The 17,643-nt window shown below is 73.8% G+C and carries 4 protein-coding genes; all 4 read right to left on the bottom strand.

All coding sequences use genetic code 11. The annotated features are described in order from the left end of the window. Position 1: 1 nt before the first annotated feature. Genes ACIQ9E_RS24050 through ACIQ9E_RS24035 form a run of 4 tightly spaced genes read right to left on the bottom strand, consistent with a single transcriptional unit; the run spans position 2 to position 17,608 of the window. Complete coding sequence (locus tag ACIQ9E_RS24050) at positions 2 to 13,735, bottom strand: hypothetical protein (RefSeq protein ID WP_403710189.1); 13,734 nt, start codon at positions 13,733 to 13,735, stop codon at positions 2 to 4. 3 nt (positions 13,736 to 13,738) lie between these two features. Further along, the gene (locus ACIQ9E_RS24045) at positions 13,739 to 14,122 is read right to left on the bottom strand and encodes a hypothetical protein (RefSeq protein ID WP_366262719.1); all 384 of its coding nucleotides are present in this window, start codon (positions 14,120 to 14,122) and stop codon (positions 13,739 to 13,741) included. After that, the gene (locus tag ACIQ9E_RS24040) at positions 14,122 to 14,643 is read right to left on the bottom strand and encodes a YbaB/EbfC family nucleoid-associated protein (protein ID WP_403710187.1); all 522 of its coding nucleotides are present in this window, start codon (positions 14,641 to 14,643) and stop codon (positions 14,122 to 14,124) included. Before ACIQ9E_RS24040 ends, ACIQ9E_RS24045 begins: the two co-directional genes overlap by 1 nt. A 28-nt stretch (positions 14,644 to 14,671) precedes the next feature. Then, entirely contained in the window at positions 14,672 to 17,608 is a 2,937-nt protein-coding gene (locus ACIQ9E_RS24035) for an AAWKG family protein (RefSeq protein ID WP_403710185.1), read from the bottom strand. Positions 17,609 to 17,643 lie beyond the last annotated feature (35 nt).

Below are 17,643 nucleotides of genomic sequence, written 5' to 3'. Positions count from 1 at the left end.
GTCACCGGGGGTCCGGCACCGGGCCGCCGTCGGGCTCGGGGGCCGGGGCCCGTACCGTCCGCGGCCCTACGAGCCACCGGTCACCGTCGCGGAGCAGCAGGGCGTACGGCGGCACGGCGGCCGGGGCGCCGCCGAGGCGGACGACCCTGCCGTCCGCTTCCGCCACCGCGACCGTCACACCGAGGGCGTTCGCGGCGGCGGTCAGCAGCGGGACCAGGGGGAGTTCGGTGCCGGGGTCGGCGAGGGCGGGGTCGGCCAGCAGCAGCCGCAGCCGTACGGCGGGATCCGCGGCGACCTCCCCCGCCGGGAGCACATCGCCGAGCAGGGCGCCCTGGGCCCGCTGGGAGTCCGTCAGATCCTGTCCCGCACCCTCCAGCAGACGCACCGGGACCATCACCGACCGGTCCAGCGGCGGGACGCGGGCGTCGGTGAGCCCGTCGCGGTCGAGGACATCCGCCGGACGGTTCGGGAGGCCGCTGCCCCGGCCGGGGAGCGGTCCGGCCGCCGCCGGCAGATCGCGCAGGGCCGCCGACACGACGGCCACGGCCCGGCCGGGTCCGGCCGGTACGGGACGCAGGGCGTAGGCGACACCGTCGAGTACGGCGCCGCCGCCGGTGCGCCGCAGCCCGGCCGGACCGGGCGGGGCGTCCGAGGCGGGACCGGGCCCGCGGTCACCGGGGTCCGGGAGCGCGTCCGGGTCCTCCGCTCGCGACGGCTCCGGCCCGGTGCCGCCCGCCGGGGACACCGGGGCGCCGCGCCCGGTGCGGCGGCCGGGCGCGGCCGGGGGCGTCGCGGACAGCGAACCGAGCAGTGAACCGGAATCACCCGTGCCGTCGGTACGGCGCGCGGTGTCCAGGGCCCGGGTGTGCCGGGCGAGCGCGCGCAGGGCGGCGGTCTGGCGGGCGGCCTGCGCGGGCTGTTCGGCACGCAGTTCCCGCAGGGCGAGTTCGGTGTCGCGGACCCGGGCGAGGGCGCTGTCGCGGAGGTGGATCCGCCGGGTGGCGGTGTGCTCGGCGGCGCTCCGCGCGCGGGCTGCCCCGGCCACCGCGGCCTCCCCTTCCCGCCGGACGCGGTCCGCCTCGGCGCGGGACCGGCCGAGAGCCCCGGCGGCCTCGGCCCTCGCGGTGTGCGCGGCGGTGACGGCCGCGGCCCGGCCCCGGTGCGCGGCGGCAATGTCCCGCCGTGCGCGGTCGGCGTCGGTGGCCCGTTCCCGGAGCCCGGCCGTGGCGGGGGCGTCCGGAGCGTGCCGCTCCGCGCCGCGCGCCTCGGCGTCGGCCTGCCGCCACGCCACCCGGGCCCGGTGGGCCTGACGGGCCGTCGGCAGCGCTTCGGCGTCACGTACCGCCGATTCGGCACGGACGAGGACCTCTTCCGCCTCGCGTACGGTACGGGCCGCGGCCTGCCGCGCGGTTCCGGCGGCGGCGACGGCCTCGTCGTATGCGGCTTGTGCGGTCTCGTGGGCGGCGCGCGCGGCGGCCAGCGCGGCCTCCGCGTCCCGCAGCGCCCCGCCGAACGCCGTCAGCTCCTCGGCAAGGTCCCGTTCCCGGGCCGCGGACTGCTCCTGGGCGGCGACGGCGGCGTCGTGCCCGGCGGCCGCCTCCCGCCACTCCCGCCAGCCGGCCCGGGTGCCCGGGGTGGTATCGGCGGGGGTGCCGTCGGCGGCGAACGGCCAGTGCCGGGGGCCGTCGGCGGTACGCACCACCACTTCCACCGGGCGCCCGGCCAGGACGGCGGTACGGGAAGCGGCGTACACCGCGTGGGCGAGCCTGCTGCCGTCGGGATCGTCACCGAGGCCGAGCCACAGCCGGGCGGCCGGGTCCGCCGCATCGAGTCCGGCGGCCAGTGCGCCCGGCAGATCGGTGACCGGATGCCGGGCCCAGTCCCGCAGATCGTCCGCGGGCTGCCCGGCGAGCAGTGCGGGTACGTCGTACACCCCGGCCACAGGGCGTGCGGGCGTCACGCCGAAGCCGAACAGGTCGTGCTCGCCCAGCCGGACGGCGGCGGAGCCGGTGACCCAGCGGACCCCCTCGGGTCCGTGCACCGTGATCACGACGTCGACCAGTGTCTCGTGGCTGCGGGTGCCGCGCCGGTCGGCGGGGGCGGTGGAGCGGCCGGTGCGCAGCCGGTTCAGCCCGGTTCCGGTGACGGTGCCGCCGTAGCCGGAGGTGTGCGGCTGCTGTGCGACGAGCGGTATCGAGAAGGCGAAGAGCTGCCGGTTTCCTTCGGTCAGCGCATGGGTGCTCTGGTGGGTGAGGGCGAAGCCGCTGCCCGCGGACGCGGTCGCGGTGGTGCTGCGGCCCTGGCGGCGGACCCGGTCCACGGCGACGTCGTCGCCGGAGGTGACCGGCCGGGGATCGTAGAACGCGAGGGAGAGGAAGGGCGGTTCCGCGGCGTCCGCCAGGGGCCAGCTGCCGGGCAGGTGCGGGGTGAGCCCGGCGGCGGTACGGGGCCCGCCGATGCCGATCCGCCCGGTCTGGAGGAGTTCACCGAGACGGGTGGCGACGGCTTCGTCGGGGCGGTCGGCGGAGAGGCCCCATGCGGCGGTGGTGCCGGGGGCGACCTCCCGCAGCGCCCGTACCAGCTCCTGGGCGCCGTTGAACCGGTGGACGGGTACCGGCCCGGTGGGTGTCAGCCGGAGTGCGCCGGGTGCCGGGGCCGCTGTGGCCGGGCCCGCGCCGGGGAGTATGGGGTCGCCCGTGTGCAGACCGGGTGGCAGCGGGCCGCGGTGCCCCTGCGGCGGTGCCGCCTCCGAACCGGCGAACCGCAGGACGGTGGCGGCCGGTACCGAAACGCTGCTGACGGGGCGTCCGGCCAGCAGCCGCCCCGCCCAGGCGGTGAGACGCGTGGTGAGGGGGCCTTCGAGTCCGCTGAAGGACAGCAGCCCGGCCTGGAGCAGACCGCCGGGCAGATGGGCCGGCCACTCGGGGAGCAGCCGGGACCGCACCGAGGCGGTGAGCAGATAGTCCACCCCGTCGAAGTCGGCGACGGTGTCGGTACGGGTCCACAGCCGGTCCTCGCCGGTCCGGTCGTTGCGGACGGTGCGCGCCCGCTGGTGGCCGAGGGCGAGGGTGGGGCCCTCGCGGTCGGTGCGCCCGCTCACATGGGGGCGGGGGAAGCGGGAGACGGGCGCCGCTGCCGTCTGGTGGGTGCGGGTGACCGTGCGGGTGACGGACCGGTTCTGCGGCGCGTGCGTCTGGACCAGCTCCAGACCCGCCGTCTCGACGGGCCGGCCGAGCCGGCCGCGCAACCCCGTGGTCCTCAGCACCGGTTCCGCGGTGAGGACCACCTCGACGAGCCGGGCGCCGCCGTAGGCGACGTGCACGAAACGGAGTGACGAGCCGGCCGGTCCGAGACCGGGCAGCGCCCGCAGCGCGGCGGGTTCGGTGCGGCGGGCGAGTTCGGGGGCTACCCCGGGCAGATGGGAGGCGTGTCCGGGGCGGGTGGCGCCGGGTGCCTCGTTCTCGACCAGCCGGAACAGTTCGGTTCCCAGCCGGTCGCGCCGCTCGGCCCGGTGCCGCAGATCGTCGAGCTGAGTGAGCGACAGGACGGTGCCGAGGCCCAGCACACCGGTGCGGGCGAAGGCGTCCGGCAGCGGAAGGGACGGCGCGGGCAGCGCCGGGAGCGGGGCACTGCCCGGGAGGGTGTACCAGCGGGCGTACCGGGCGAGGACCGCGTCGGGCGCGAGGAAGGTCACCGCGCGGGGCAGATCCACGGCGACGGTGACGGGTGCCCACTCGCCCAGGCCGACGGCGTTGCCGAACGCGTTGCGCATTCCGCGGCGTACGGTGACCAGCAAGGTGACGTCGCTGCCGACCAGATGGTGGCTGCCGGTATGCGTGGCGACCCTGGTGACCTTGGTGTTCGCGGTGTGGGCGGTGGCCGTGTCGCCGCGCCGGGTGGAGGAGTGGCGCAGGCTCGGATTGAACAGATGGGGCGCCTGGTCCGGGTCGGCCGGTGCGGTCTGCAGACCGGTGAGGACGCCGGTGAACTGGTGGGACCGGCCGGTGCCGTGCTGCTGGGCGGCGGAGACCGCGGAGAGCACGGACTGCTCGCTGTAGACGGTGGTGCTGCCCAGGTACCGGGGATGGTGCAGATAGCCCTGGACCGTCACCTGGAGGACCTGGTCGGCCGCTGTTCCGGGCAGGGTGAGTCCGTCGAGGACGTACTGTCCGCCGAGGATCTGTCCGGCCCGCGCGAGCAGCAGACCGGGCCGGATGCCCGTATGCCGGGTTTCGGCGGCGAGGGTGCCCGGTGCGTTGCGGGCGGCGCCGAACGCGCCGGCCGAAAGCCTCTTGTAGACCGCGGCGCCCCAGAGATGGGAGGTGCCCGCGGCCCGGGACAGCGGGGAGCCCAGCAGCCGGCCGGCCACGGTGGTCAGCTGGTTGACGGGGCCGGGAAGGCCGGAGGGCAGCGAACGGCGGGCCAGATCGAGGGCGCGCCGGGTGCCGTCGCCGAGCAGCCCGGCCGTACCGGACAGGGCGGTGCCGGTGGACCGGACGGCGCGGGTGAGGAGCCACGGCCCCGGACTGCCGGGATGGGTTCCGGCGACGATCCGGGCGAGGACGTCCGTGAGGGCGGCGGTGCCGCGGAAGCTGTCCACGAGGGCGCCCGCGGGCAGCGGGACGACCCCGGGCAGCGGGTGCCCTCCGGCGTCGGTGAGACCGAGCCGCCGCAGATCGTCGGCCGCCGAGCCGTCGGTGACCGGCCGGCGCACCGTATGCCGGGGCCGGTCCCCGGACGGCAGGGCCTGGCCCGCCGGGAGGGTGATGTGGTGCCGGACGAACAGCGAGACGGTGCCGGAAACACCGGGCGGCGGCGGGCCATCGGCCCCCAGGGGCGTCAGGGCAACCGCTTCGGGGTCCTCGGTCCGCGGGGTGTCGGCCCGCTCGGCTGCGGGCAGTTGTGTGCCGGTCCTGTCGGTATCCGTGCCGGTGCCGGTGCCGGTGCCGGTGCCGGTATCCGTACCGGGCAGTGGTGTGCCGGTGGTGGCGGGCCCGTCGGCGAACCGGATCAGGGGGGTGCCGTCGTCGCCTTCGTACAGGTCGAGCCGGAAGCGCGCGGGCACGGTGAAGACGTCGCCGCCGTCCGCCGTCGTCAGCAGCAACTGCTCCAGGCCCGTGACATCGCCGACCGACATCAGGTCCGTGCTCTGTGCGGTGCCTGTGTACTCGGGCCCGGTGCTCACCGTCCCGGCACCCTGGGCGACGGGGAAACCGAAGAGGAAACCCCCTCCGCCGGACCCGCTGAGCGCAGTGCCGCGCCGACGGCTGCCGCCCGCCTCGTAGCTGCTGAAGCCGAGCGGATGGGCCTGCGGCAGCCGGCGGACGTGCTCGCTGGGGCGGCCGGTGTCCCGGTCGACGGAGAGCTTCAGCCGCACCCGCCGGGTCGCGGCGACGGTGGACGGCCGCTCCAGGAACGGCAGATGCCCGCCGTCGACCGCCTCCGGCACCGCCAGGGCGATGCCGTACCGGCTACGGAACCGGCTCCAGTGCGTCAGATTGGCCAACTGGGCCCGGCGCAGCGGCTCGTCCAGGCGGACCGGCAGCCGTCCCGCGGCGGGCGCCGCCACCGGCGGCAGGAAGCCCTCGGCGCGCAGCCAGATCTCCGCCCGGTCCAGCGCGGCCGTCAGACCGGGACTGTCGACGCGGAACGGCAGCTCCCCGAGCCCGATACTGCCGAGCCGCTCCAGACGCTCGGGCAGCGTCCGCAGCTCCCCGCCCCGCGGGCGGTGTCCCGTCATGGCGTCGCGCGGCGGCACCAGCAGATGCAGCCCGTCGGTCCAGGGGCCGAAGGCGGCGCCGACCCGCCCGCCGCCCGCCCGGTGCAGGACGACCTCGTAGGTGACGGTGGCCGGGGTGAGGAGCTGGCCGCCGGTGGTGAAGCCGCCGTGCAGCAGGCTCGCGTTGACGGTGCCGGCCAGGCTCTCGTCGACCTTCCACGCGCCGCCGGCCCGGCCCAGGAGCCCGATGCCGAACCCGGGGGCGGTGGACCGGTCGCCGGGCGCGCGGCCGGGCATCAGGGTGGGGCCGCCCGCGACTTCCACCCCGATACCGCTGCTGAACTGGGCCGACTGCTCGACGGCGGCGCCGCGGCCCAGGAAGTTCTCCAGGGAGAGCTTGCCCTCGGGGGCCTTCAGCAGGGGCCGCTGCGGGGTGATGCGGGCGATGAGCTGGACCACACCGACGGCTTGGCTGCCGGTATCCGCGAGGACCGTGGAGAAGACACCGCCGTCGGTCTGCGGCAGCGCGGTGCCGCGACGGACCCGTTCGGCGAAGAAGTCCTCCAGGGCCTCCGCGGAGCCGGGGCCGAGGGTACGCAGCTCCGCGAAGGCCGGTTCCGCGAGCACCTCGGAGAGCAGCCGCCGGGGATCGGCGACGGACTCGACGCCCCACAGCGGCAGATCGTCCAGCGGGCCGGGCTCGGGCAGCCCGGCCGGATCGGCACCGTCCGCGACCACGCGGTGCTCCGGGAACCAGCCGGTGAGTGCGGAGTGCGACTGCTCCGGCTGCCACTGGCCGTGGGCGTTGCCCGGCGCGTCCACCCGGACCTGCCACAGCCCGTCGAGATCCAGCGGACGGGCCGGATCCTTGGCGTTGTGCTTGCTGAGGGTCTGGAAGGCCTCACCGACGCTGAGGCTCTGGGTGAGCTGGCTGTGGGTGAGGCTGGTGATGACCGTGACATCACCCCAGCGCACGGGGCCCGAGCCGACCGAGTGGCTCAGCGACCAGGGGAGGACGACGGTCCGGTGGGTGCCCCAGCTCTCCGTGCCGGAGAACACCTGGGTCCCTTCGGCACGGCGTTCGACCTGGACGTCCGGCGGGTTCGCCGCCCCGCCGCCGTAGTACCGGGCCGCATGCCGGGGGTTGCGGTGGGCGAGCCGCACGTCGACCGTGCGTTCCCGGCCCCCGTGGGCCACCGTGATCCGGTGGCCCCGGCTGCTGCGCAGATCGGCGCGGTGCTCCTCGATGTCCTCGGCGGACAGCAGACCGGCGACCCGGGCCCGCAGCGCGGCGGCCTCAGGGGTGCCGTCGGGCACGCCGAGGGCATCGGTGATCTGCCGGTACAGGCCGTCGAGCACAGGCTGCGGGGTGCGCTCGAAGAGGACGAGTCCGATATGGCCGTCGTGCCGCTGCCCGTAGGAGCGGGCATAGGCGGACAGTTCGGGGAGGTCCGCCGGTGCCGGTGCCGGTGCCGGTGCCGTTCCGGTCGGCGGCGGTCCGTCGTCGCTGCGGCCGGGCCGGCCGGTGCCTGTACCGGTGCCCTGGCCGGTGTCCGCGGCGGTGGCCCGGCCGGCCCTGCGGTGCGCGACGGGGGAGGGCGGAGCGGCCGGATGGCTGCTGCCGGTGGCCGCGTGCCAGAGGGCCCGCGCTGCCCGGTACCTCTTCTTCCCGCCGCCCGGCGCGGGTTGTGATGCGACCGGGTGGTCCTGCGGCCGGTGGGTGCCGGTGGCGGCGTGCCACAGCGCGCGCACCGCATCGTACTTCCCCGCCTTTCCACCCGGTGCCGGTGCCGGGGCGGACGCAGGGTCCTGCGCCGGGCCGCTGCCGGCCGTACCGTCCCACAGGGCGCGCATGTCCTCGTAGGCTTCGCTCCCGTCGTCCGGCGCGCCCCCGGCGACGTCCCACAGGGCGCGGGCGCGGGCCAGCGCCTCATGGGCGGTGTCCGTGGCATCGACCGGGTTGACCCCCGGGGCGACCCGGGGACCGGGGCCGTACAGCCGAAGCAGCAGGGGATGGAGACCGGGCTGATTCTCCTCCACCCACTCCGGCCCCCCGTTGTTGCGGGGCAGACCGGTGTACTCGTCGGTACCTCCGTTGGCCCGCAGATAGACGTTGGTGAGCTGGGCGAAGAATTCGTACTCGTTGAGACTGCTGTAGTTGGGCGCGCTGCGCGCGCCCGTCTCCTCGTCGTAGGAGTACAGGGGGCCGTCGGGCCAGGCACCGTCCTCGCCCAGCCGGCCGGTGGCCCGGTGGGCGTCGAGGATCAGCTGCTGGTCGGCGGCGTCCAGACCGTGCATATGAAGGGTGTGGGCGACCTCGTGGATCGTGGTCGAGTAGCCGTCGTGGTAGGGCTGCGCGTCGGCGATCCCGTGCTGCTCCCCGAGCAGGTTCTCCTCGGTGACGGCGGCGCTGTGCAGACCCGCGCCGCGTACGTCGTCCCAGGACCGCTGGTCGGCGGTCGTCAGCCCCTTCAGATGCCGGAAGGGGCCCAGGGACGTCATCGGCTCGTCCCGGGGCACCACCACGACGCGTGAGCCGCCCTTGACCAGCCGGGCGGTGACCTCGGGGTCGCGCAGCAGCAGGGCGATCTCGGTCCGTGCGCTCTTCCGGGCGCTGACCGGTTGGTGGACTCCGGCGGGGATCTGGATGATCAGGTCGGCGGCGGTGGTGGCGAAGTCGGCCGGGGTGAGGGCGGTGCGCAGGGCGTTCACCAGGGCGGGTCCGGAGGCGAGCCGTTCGCGCTGGTCGGGTGTGAGTCCGGCGATGGCTCCGGTGCGTTCGGCGGCGGACATGGCGGGCAGCCGGGTGGCGAGCGTACGCACGGGGTCGGCGACGACCTCGGGCCGGGCCCGCAGTTCGGCCGCGAGCGCGGTCAGCTCGGCGCGCAGCCCCGGCAGATCGGCTCCCTCGGCCCCGAGATCCTGCCAGAGCTGTTCGTGTCCGGCGAGGGCGTCGGGGTCCAGCGCGGCGTCGAGGAGTTCGCTGAGCTGTACGGAGAGGACGGGGGCGGCTCCGGGAGGCGCGGCGGCACGGTAGGCGTCCGCCCCGGCCCGGATCAGCGCCGTGGCCCGGGAGCTGCCGGCGGGGGTACGGCCGAGCGCCCAGAGCAGGTCGAGGAGTTCCTGCCCGCGCAGCTCCCGGTCCGAGCCGGTGGCGAGCGCGAGGGCCGCCTCGGTGACGGATACGGCCGGTACGGGCAGCGGGAATCCGTCGGCCGTGACCGTTCCCACGGGCGGGCCGCCCGAGGCGATCCGGACCATGATGCCGTCCACCGAGAAGGAGACGGTCCCGCCGCCGTCCCGGCCCGGCAGCGGCGTGATGCGGGCGTCGGGCAGAACCCGCTCCAGGGCCCGGCCGATCTCGTCGGCCGGGAGCGGTCCGGTCGAGACCACCTGGAAGTCGACGGCGTCCAGCGGGCGGGGATTGCCGAACTGCACCACACCGCGCGCGGCCCCGGCCAGTACCGCCGGACGGCCGAGGCCGTCCAGCGCGAGGGCGACGTACTGTCCGACCTCCAGAACGGGGTCGGGGTGCGGATCGGCCGGCAGCTGCGGCTGCGCGGGCACGGCGAGCGGGGGGAACGCGGCGGCTCGGGGCGCGGATGCGGCGGTGGTGCCTTCGGGTCCGGAGTCCGGGCCGCCGGCACCGCCGGGGCCGGACCCGGGGCCGGTACCCGGATCCGTACCGCTGCTGTCGCCGCTGTCGCTGTCGCCGTCGCCGTCCCCGAACAGGGCGCGGGCGCGGGCCAGTCCTTCGTTGAAGGCCTGGGTGGCCTCGACCGGATTGACCTCCAGGGCGCGCCGGGGGCCGGGGCCGTACAGCCGCCGCATCAGGCGGTACAGGGAGGGGTGCTTCTCCTTCACCCAGTCGGGGCCGCCGTTCTCGCGGGGCGCCCCGGTGACCGGGTCGCTGCCGGTATTGGCCCGCAGATAGACGTTGGTGAGCTGGGCGAAGAACTCGTACTGGTTCCGGCTGCTGTAGTTGGGCCCCCTGCGCTCGCCCGTCTTCTCGTCGTAGGAGTACAAGGCGCCGTCGGGCCAGGCGCCCGCCTCGCCCCGCCGGTGGGTGGCCCGGTAGACGTCGTTGATCAGTCCGAGTCCGGCGTAGTCCAGTCCGCAGCGGTGGACGATATGGGCGACCTCGTGGAACGTGGCCGAATAGCCGTCGGGGAGGTTAGGCACCCTGCCGATCGTGGTGTGCTCACCGAGCAGGTTCTCCTCGCTGATCGCGGCATGGAGGGTGGCCACACCGCGCATGGTGTGAAAGCAGCGGCCGTCCGAGCTGGTGGCGTTCCTGAGGTCGTGGAAGGCCTCCAGGGAGGTCACGGTCCGGTCCCGGGGCACCACCACGACGCGTGAGCCGAGCCTGACCAGCCGGGCGGTGACCTCGGGGTCGTGGAACAGCAGAGCGACCTGCGCGCGCGCACTCTCCCGGGCGCTGACCGGTTGGTGGACTCCGGCGGGGATCTGGATGATCAGGTCGGCGGCGGTGGTGGCGAAGTCGGCCGGGGTGAGGGCGGTGCGCAGGGCGTTCACCAGGGCGGGTCCGGAGGCGAGCCGTTCGCGCTGGTCGGGTGTGAGTCCGGCGATGGCTCCGGTGCGTTCGGCGGCGGACATGGCGGGCAGCCGGGTGGCGAGCGTACGCACGGGGTCGGCGACGACCTCGGGCCGGGCCCGCAGTTCGGCCGCGAGCGCGGTCAGTTCATCCGTCAGCCGTGGCTCGTCGTCCTCGGAGGCGTCGTTGTCGGCCCAGAGCACCTCGTGCTGGTACAGGGTTTCGGGGTTCAGCGCGGCGTCGAGCAGTTCGCTGAGCTGTACGGAGAGGAGCGGGGCGGCCCCGGGGGGCGCGGCGGCGCGATAGGAGTCCGCTACGGGCCCGAGGAGCGCGGCGGCCCGGGGGCCTTCGACGGGGGTGCGGCTCAGCGCCCACAGCAGGTCGAAGAGGGCCTCTTCGCGGAGTGACCGGTCGGGTGCGGTGGCCACGGCGAGGGCGGCGGCCGCGAGGGAATCCTCTGCCGAGGGCAGTGTGAAGCCGGGAGCCGTGTCGAAGCCCGAGGGCCGGGGACCGACGCCGATCCGGACCTCGACGCCGTTCACCATCAGGACGAGCTTTCCGGGCCGGTCCTGCGCGGGCACGGTGACGATCGGCTCTCCTGGCATCCCCGCCAGCTCCCTGCGGATGTCGTCGGCCGCGGGCAGACCGGTTGCGACCAGGTCGAAGTCCACGGAGAGCAGCGGGCGGGGGTTCCCGAACTGCACCCGGCTGCGCGCGTCCCCGGCGAGCACCGCCGGATGGCCGAGGCTGTAGAGGAGGCTGCCGACGCCGGATCCGACCGCCAGCATGTAGTCGGGGCTGGGCCTGACGATCAGCCCCGCCGGCTGCGGCGGGGCGGTGGGGTGGTGACCGGGCCGGGAGACCGGCTCGCCGTCGGAGGCCGAGTCCGCGTCCGCATCGGAGTCGGATTCCGAGTCGGTGCCGGAGGGCGCGGCCGCAGGCAGCCCCAGAGCGGTGACGAGCGGACGCGGGCCGTCCGGAAAGGCCGTCCAGGTCCGGTCGTCGGGGGGTTCGGAAACGGCCGGGCGGGGCCGGGCCGGGCCGAGGAGGGGCCCGTCGGACTCCAGCGTCGGGCGGACGACAGGAGGAACGGCCTCCGGCCCTCCCGTGGCCGTGACACCGGCCGCCGTGGCGCTGTCGGCGTTGTCGGTGGCTCCGGTGGCTCCGGTGGCTCCGGTTGCTCCCGCGGTGTCGGTGTTGGTGTTGGTGTCGGTGACGGACTCGGCGGTCCGGAGAGCCTGCGGCGTGAGCAAAGGACCGCCGGCGGTATCGGCGGTGGGAGTGAGGCCCGCGTGGCGCAGCAGTTGGCGCAGGACGATGACGGCGTTGTCGGCCCGGCGGCGTTCCCGATCGGCGGGGGAGCGCCCGGGGTCGTCGCCGTACAGCCGGATGTGCTGCTGGTCGGAGGGCGCGGGGCGGTCCGTCGCGGAGAGTTCGACGGCCCGTGCGGCATTCGGGGCGATCAGCACGGAGAGGTCGACGTGGAGCTGATCGCCGGAGCGCGGCAGCAGCAGTCCGTGGTTGACCTCGGTGTCGAGCAGGACGCGTACCCGCTCCCGGAGATCGTCGAGGTCGACCCCGGCGAGACCGGAGCCCGGGTGGATGGGCACCTCCAGCGAGAGGGAGCGTACCCAGCGGCCGTCGTCGGCCCGGACGCGCCGTACCTCGGTGTCGACGGTGGTGGGCTGCTCGTGCCGCAGCGGCCCGCTTCCGTCGGTGTCCTGCGCCGCGGGTATCTCGGTCTGTACGACGGTGGCGGGCTCCGCGTCCTGCCGGGGCCGCCACTGCTCGGGCCGGACCGGGTCCCCGGCCGGCGACGGACGGGTTGCGGGCGGGGCGGCCGCGGTACCGTCCGGCGGCGGTGTCCCGTGCGGGAAGCCGTCCGGTGTCCGCTGAGGGGCGGAGCCGGTGCGCCGAGCGGTGTCCGGCGCCTCGCCGGTCGGCCGGGCGGAGCCGGAGCCGCCGCGGTCGGCGCCGGGAGCGGTCGACGGGCCGGTGACAGAAGCGGTCGACGGGCCGGTGGCGGGGACCGTGTGCGGCAGCGGAAGACCGGTACCGGGCCGATAAGTGGCGGGCGCCGGGGCGGCCGGACCGAGGACGGGCAGATCACCGGGGCCGACGACGTTCGTCGTGGTACCGACAGAGTCCCCGCCGGTGCCGGAGCCGGGCCCGGTGCCGGTGCCGGTGTACGGGGACTCCCCGCCCGGCAGCGGGCCGTCCACACGGAACGGACCGAGTCCGCCGCCGGGCAGCGGCGGCAACGGCGGGGTGTTGACCGGCACCGGGGTACCGGAGACGAGGGGCGGGACCACCACCGGCGGTACCACATGGTGCACCGGCACGGGCGGCGGCAGGGAACGGCCCGTGGTGGCCCCAGCCCCGGGACCGCCGGACGAGGACGTGGTGGTGGTGCCCGGCGCCGGTTCCGGGGTGTGGACGACGACCTTGCTGCCGCCACCGCCGGGGAGGGCACCGGGGCCGAACGGCGGGTTGAATGTGCCGAACACGTTCCGGCCGTCGAAGAACTTGCTGTTGAGACCCTTCGCGATATGGTCCAGTGCCCCGCTGAGGATCATCTCGGTGACGGCACTGATGCTGCCGCCCGCCATCGACATCAGATCGAACTTCCAGCGGTTGTCGAACAGCCCGTTGACCAGGAACTCCGCGAAGGCCTCGCTGGGACCCTCGGCGGCCGCGTTGCGGAAGACGTTCCCCCCGACGACACCCCACTTGTTGTCACCGAAGTTGCGGAACTGGTTCTTGAAGATGTCACCGAAGTACTTGGAGACGGCGGAGCCGAAGAACCCGGCGAGACCGCCGACCGCCAGAGCCTTCAGGATGTCCCGCCCGTCGATGCCGTCGGGGCGGCGTTTGCCGTCGTTGAGGCTGAGCATGGCCAGCCGTACCGCGAGCGTGGTCAGGGCCTCCTGGAGTGCCTCGCTGAGCGCGGGCAGCAGATGAGCCTGGTTCAGCAGACGCTGCATGATGGTGAGGACTGCCACCGTGGTCCGCGCCTTGGCGACGGCTGCCTGACTGAACGACAGACCACCGGTGAAGACCGAGAGCGTCGCGATGACCGCCAGTTCGGCCAGCAGGACCAGTGCCTCGGCGATGATCTCGAACTTGGACTCCATGATCTTCTGCGACTGCTTGACCCGGTTGTCCGAAACCTGACGTATCTGTCCCGCCAGATCACCGAGCAGATCCGGCCCGCCCGCACCGGTCAGCGGCGCCAGCGCCTCCTTGAAGCTCGCCGCGACCTGCGGGGGCAGTGCCCCGTCGACCCTGCCGAGCAGATCGGTGATCTCGTTCCGCAGATCGAGAACCTGTGCCGATGTGTCGTCGTAGGGCATGGAGCTGGAGAACGCCATGTCCGATGAGGCCTGCAACGGCAGCTCGCCGAGCAGGACGAACAGGATGTAGCGGGCCGGATCGGGGAACTCGATGCTGTCGGGGATCAACGGTCAGTGTTTTCCGTTGCTCGTGCCGCCGTCGCCCCCACCGACCGAATCGGTGCTGCCGCGCAGCCCGCCGATGTCGTCCAGGTTCTGCGACTGCGTGGACCGGATCTTCTGGAGCGCCAGGAAGTGGCCCTCGACGGAGTTCTCGAAACCCTCCGCGACCAGGTTCAGACCGTCCTGGACGTAGGTGAACTCGCGATCCGCCTGGGGCCCCATCTCCAGGGCGTAGTCGTCGTTCACGCCGTACCACATCGACGTCGGCCCCACGGCCGCCGGAAAGTCGTTCGCGACCTGCCGCAACCGCTTGGTCAGCGACCTGGCCTCGGAGATGAACGCCGCCAGCTTGGCGGGGTCCCCCTCGAAGTACGATCCGTATCCGTAGCTCATCACTGCCCCCTCGGTCGGCTCGTCCGGCTCGTCCGGCTCGTCCGGTCCTCGGCACGTGTCACGGGGGCGGGATCCTCGCCGTCCTCGGTGATCTCGTCGCGCAGCCGGTCGCTCGCCCCGCCGCGGCCCGCGGAACCCCGCTCGACGGTGTCCAGCAGCGGGCCGAACACATCGCCCCAGTCCACTCCGGAGCCCTCGATATGCGGCCTGCCGCCGACCGTTTCGGACAGCGGCCGGAAGGTGTCCAGTACCGTGCGCGCCATCTCCGCCTGCGCCTGCCGGGCCGCTTCCAGCACGGCCGCCGTGAGCTGCGGGGCACCCATCGTGCGATACCTGCCGTCGAGGAAGCGCACATCGACCAGCTGCCCCTGGGCGTTGACGGTGACCTCCACACTGCGGTCGCCCGACCGCACGGTGACGCCTGCTCCGCGCAGCCGCTCCTCGGCGGCGGCGACCGCCTGCCGGGTCCGCTCCAGCCCGGCCACCGCCTTGGCCAGCCGCTCCTGAATCGGTTCGTTCATCTCTTCCGTCCCCTGCCGGTACCGGTGCTCAGCGGCCGATGACGGCCGGCGCGCCGCCCTCGTCGGTGCCCCACACGTCCTCTTCCTCCTCCACCCAGGACATCCGCTCGCGGTCGCCGCTCTCCGTCTGCCGGTCCGCACCGCCCATCGGCGGCATGTACGGCATACCGCCGGATGCCGTGGCGAGGGAGCCGCGGCCCGCGGCCGAGAACTCCTCCCGGCCCTGTCCCGTCCCGGCGCGGCGGGTCGTGACGGGCCTGCCGTCGTCGACCGTGCCGCGGACGCGTTCACCCTCCGCGCCACCGGTGGACGTGCCGTTGAGCCGCGTGCCCATGGGGAGCATCGGCATGCCCATTCCGGCGCCGCTGCCGGCGCCCATGCCGTAGTCGGCACCGCCGGGGGAATCCAGGACCCGGTCGTACAGCTCCTCCTCCCCACCGGCACCGGAGTAGGCGGGGTAGCCCCCGGCAGCCGAGCCGCCCGGAAGAAGCGCGGTGGAACCGGAACCGGTACCGGTACTGCTGCCGGGCCCGGAGCCCTCGGGCAGGCGCAGACCGTCGGGAACCGCGGCGTCGGGCCTTCCCGGCCACGAAGAGCCGGCACCCGGGCCGAGGTCCCGCAGCTGCCGCTCGGCACGCTGCTCCGCCTCGCCCTGCCTCTGCTCGGCTCGGCGCTCCATCTCCTCCCGCCTGGCCTCGGCCTCCGCCTGCTTCTGCTCCTGTCCGGCTTCCGCTTCGGCCTGCTTCTGCTCCTGCTCCGCCCGGAGCCGTTCCTGCCGGGCTTCCTGCTCGGCTTCCTTCCGCTCCTGCTTCGCCTCGGCCTCCGCCTGCTTCTGCTCGGCCTCCTGCTCCTTCTCCTCCTGCCGGGCCCGGTACTCGGACTCGGTCTGAATCCGCTTCTGCTCCTGCTCGGCCTGCTTGGCCTCCTGCTCGGCTTCCTTCTCCGCCTGCTTGCGCTCCGCCTCGCCCTGCTTCTGCTCGGCTTCGCGTTCTTTCTGTTCCTGTTTGGCTTCCTGCTCGGCCTGTTTCTGTTCCTGTTCTGCCTGGAGTCGTTCCTGCCGAGCTTCCTGCTCGGCCTCCTTCTCCTCCTGTTTCGCCTCGGCCTCCGCCTGCTTGCGCTCCTGCTCCTTGCGCTGCTGCTCCCGGTCGAAGCGGGCCTGGTTCATCAGCAGGGTCTGACGCTCCTGCGCCTCCCGCTCCTTCTGCTCCTGCTTCGCTTCCTGCTCTGCCTGCTTCTGCTCGGCACGCTGCTCGGCCTCTGCCTGCTTCTGCTCGGCTTCGCGTTCTTTCTGTTCCTGTTTGGCTTCCTGCTCGGCCTGTTTCTGTTCCTGTTCTGCCTGGAGTCGTTCCTGCCGGGCCTCCTGCTCGGCTTCCTTCTCCGCCTGCCTGCGCTCGGCCTCTGCCTGCTTCTGCTCGGCCTCGCGCTCCTTCGCCTCCTGCTTGGCCTCGGCGTCCGCCCGTACCTTCGCGGCCCGCGCCTCCGCCTCCGCCTGGGCCCTCGCCGCCCGTTCCTCCGCCTCGCGCTGCCTCTGCTCGGCCCGCGCCTCGGCCTCGGCCTGCTTGCGCTCCGCCTCTTCCTTCAGCAGACGTGCCTTCTCCTCCGCCTCCAGCGCCTTGCGCTCGGCCTCCTCCTTCGCCAGCCGGAGCTTCTCCTCGGCCTCGGCCTTCGCCCTCGCCGCCTCCGCCCGGTCCCGGAAGGCCTGGTCCTTGGCGAGCAGATTCCCGAGATTGACCGAGACGGTGGTCACCTTCTCGGGGAACTTCTGGTCGTTGAAGGCGTTCTCCACGTCGATGAGGGCCTGCTTGCCCGCGGCGGACAGCACATCCTGGACGCTCTTCTGCCAGCGCCGGATGGCCTCTTCGCCGATCCTCTTCCAGGTGTCCTTCTGCTCCAGCATCCCGTAAGGGCTGACGGCACCCGAGAAATTCTCGTACTTGACGTAGTGGTAACCACCGGAGGCGTAGCCCCGCGGACTGTAGGTGTGCTGATAGCGCACCTTGGTGATGTTGTTGCGCCAGACGTGGTCGGTGACGTCCAGCAGCACATCGTGCAGCCAGCGCAGCGGATTCCCGGTCAGGAGCTGCCAGGTGTCCCAGGCGCCGTGGAGCTTCCGGGCGGCGTTGGTGACATCCGTACGGTAGCCCCGCAGGTCGTTCCCGTACGTGGAGTGGACCGTGCCGGACACCGGGAACTGTTCGCTGTACGACTCATAGGTGCGCACCAGGCCGTGAACGAGGTCCTTGAAGACCCCGGCGGCCTGCCCCTTCCACGACGCCTCCTGCTTCCCGAGGTCGAACTCCCAGTCCTTCAGTTCGCGGGTACGGGCCGCGAAGAACTGCGCCACCCGGTCGAAGGCCTGCGCGTTGTGGTCGAAGGACCCCAGATCCACCGCGTCCGCATCGTGCACCGGCAGGTCGTTCCAGGTGAAGTGCAGGGTGCTGCCGTTGTACAGCAGCTGCTCCAGGGCCTTGCCGCCGCCGTAGCTGTACTGGGCCAGCGCCTTGTTGCTCCAGACCGTGTCCTTGGCCTGTCCCTGGAAGTCCTTGCCGAGCCCGCTCTTGAACTCGCCGCCCAGCACCACGCCGCCCGCGGGCGGATCGGCGGTGCCCGAGGTGCCGAGGAGGGTGATCCGGGCCTTCTTCATCTTGACCCGGGTGTTCACCGGGGCCTCGGCGACCGGCCCGTCCTTGCCCGAGTAGAACGGCACCACGAAATCGGTGTTCTCCACCCGCCAGCCCGAGTTCTCCGTACGCCAGTTCATGTCGTTCACGGCGTCGACCACGGCGTTGGACGGCTCCCCGTCGTGGTCGGAGAACTCCACCCGCATCAGCGGAATCGAATCGTTGCCCACCAGCGAACCGAAGAGCAGCTCGCGTTTGGGCATCACATAGCCGGTGAGCACCTGGACGGCGGTGTGCCAGTAGTCGTCGACGGAGTCGGCGGGGTAAACGACGTTCTCGGCCACGAGGGAACTCTCCGGGCTTCGGGGCGGGAAGGCGG

Source organism: Streptomyces sp. NPDC094448 (assembly GCF_044763775.1).
GTDB lineage: Bacteria > Actinomycetota > Actinomycetes > Streptomycetales > Streptomycetaceae > Streptomyces.
The sequence above is the reverse complement of the archived record's forward strand: the minus strand, read 5'-3'. Positions and strand labels throughout refer to the sequence as shown.

Excerpts from the sequence above, each read along its gene's own strand:
- ACIQ9E_RS24045 (WP_366262719.1), bottom strand. The coding sequence starts at position 14,122 with ATGAGCTACGGATACGGATCGTACTTCGAGGGGGACCCCGCCAAGCTG.
- ACIQ9E_RS24040 (WP_403710187.1), bottom strand. The coding sequence starts at position 14,643 with ATGAACGAACCGATTCAGGAGCGGCTGGCCAAGGCGGTGGCCGGGCTG.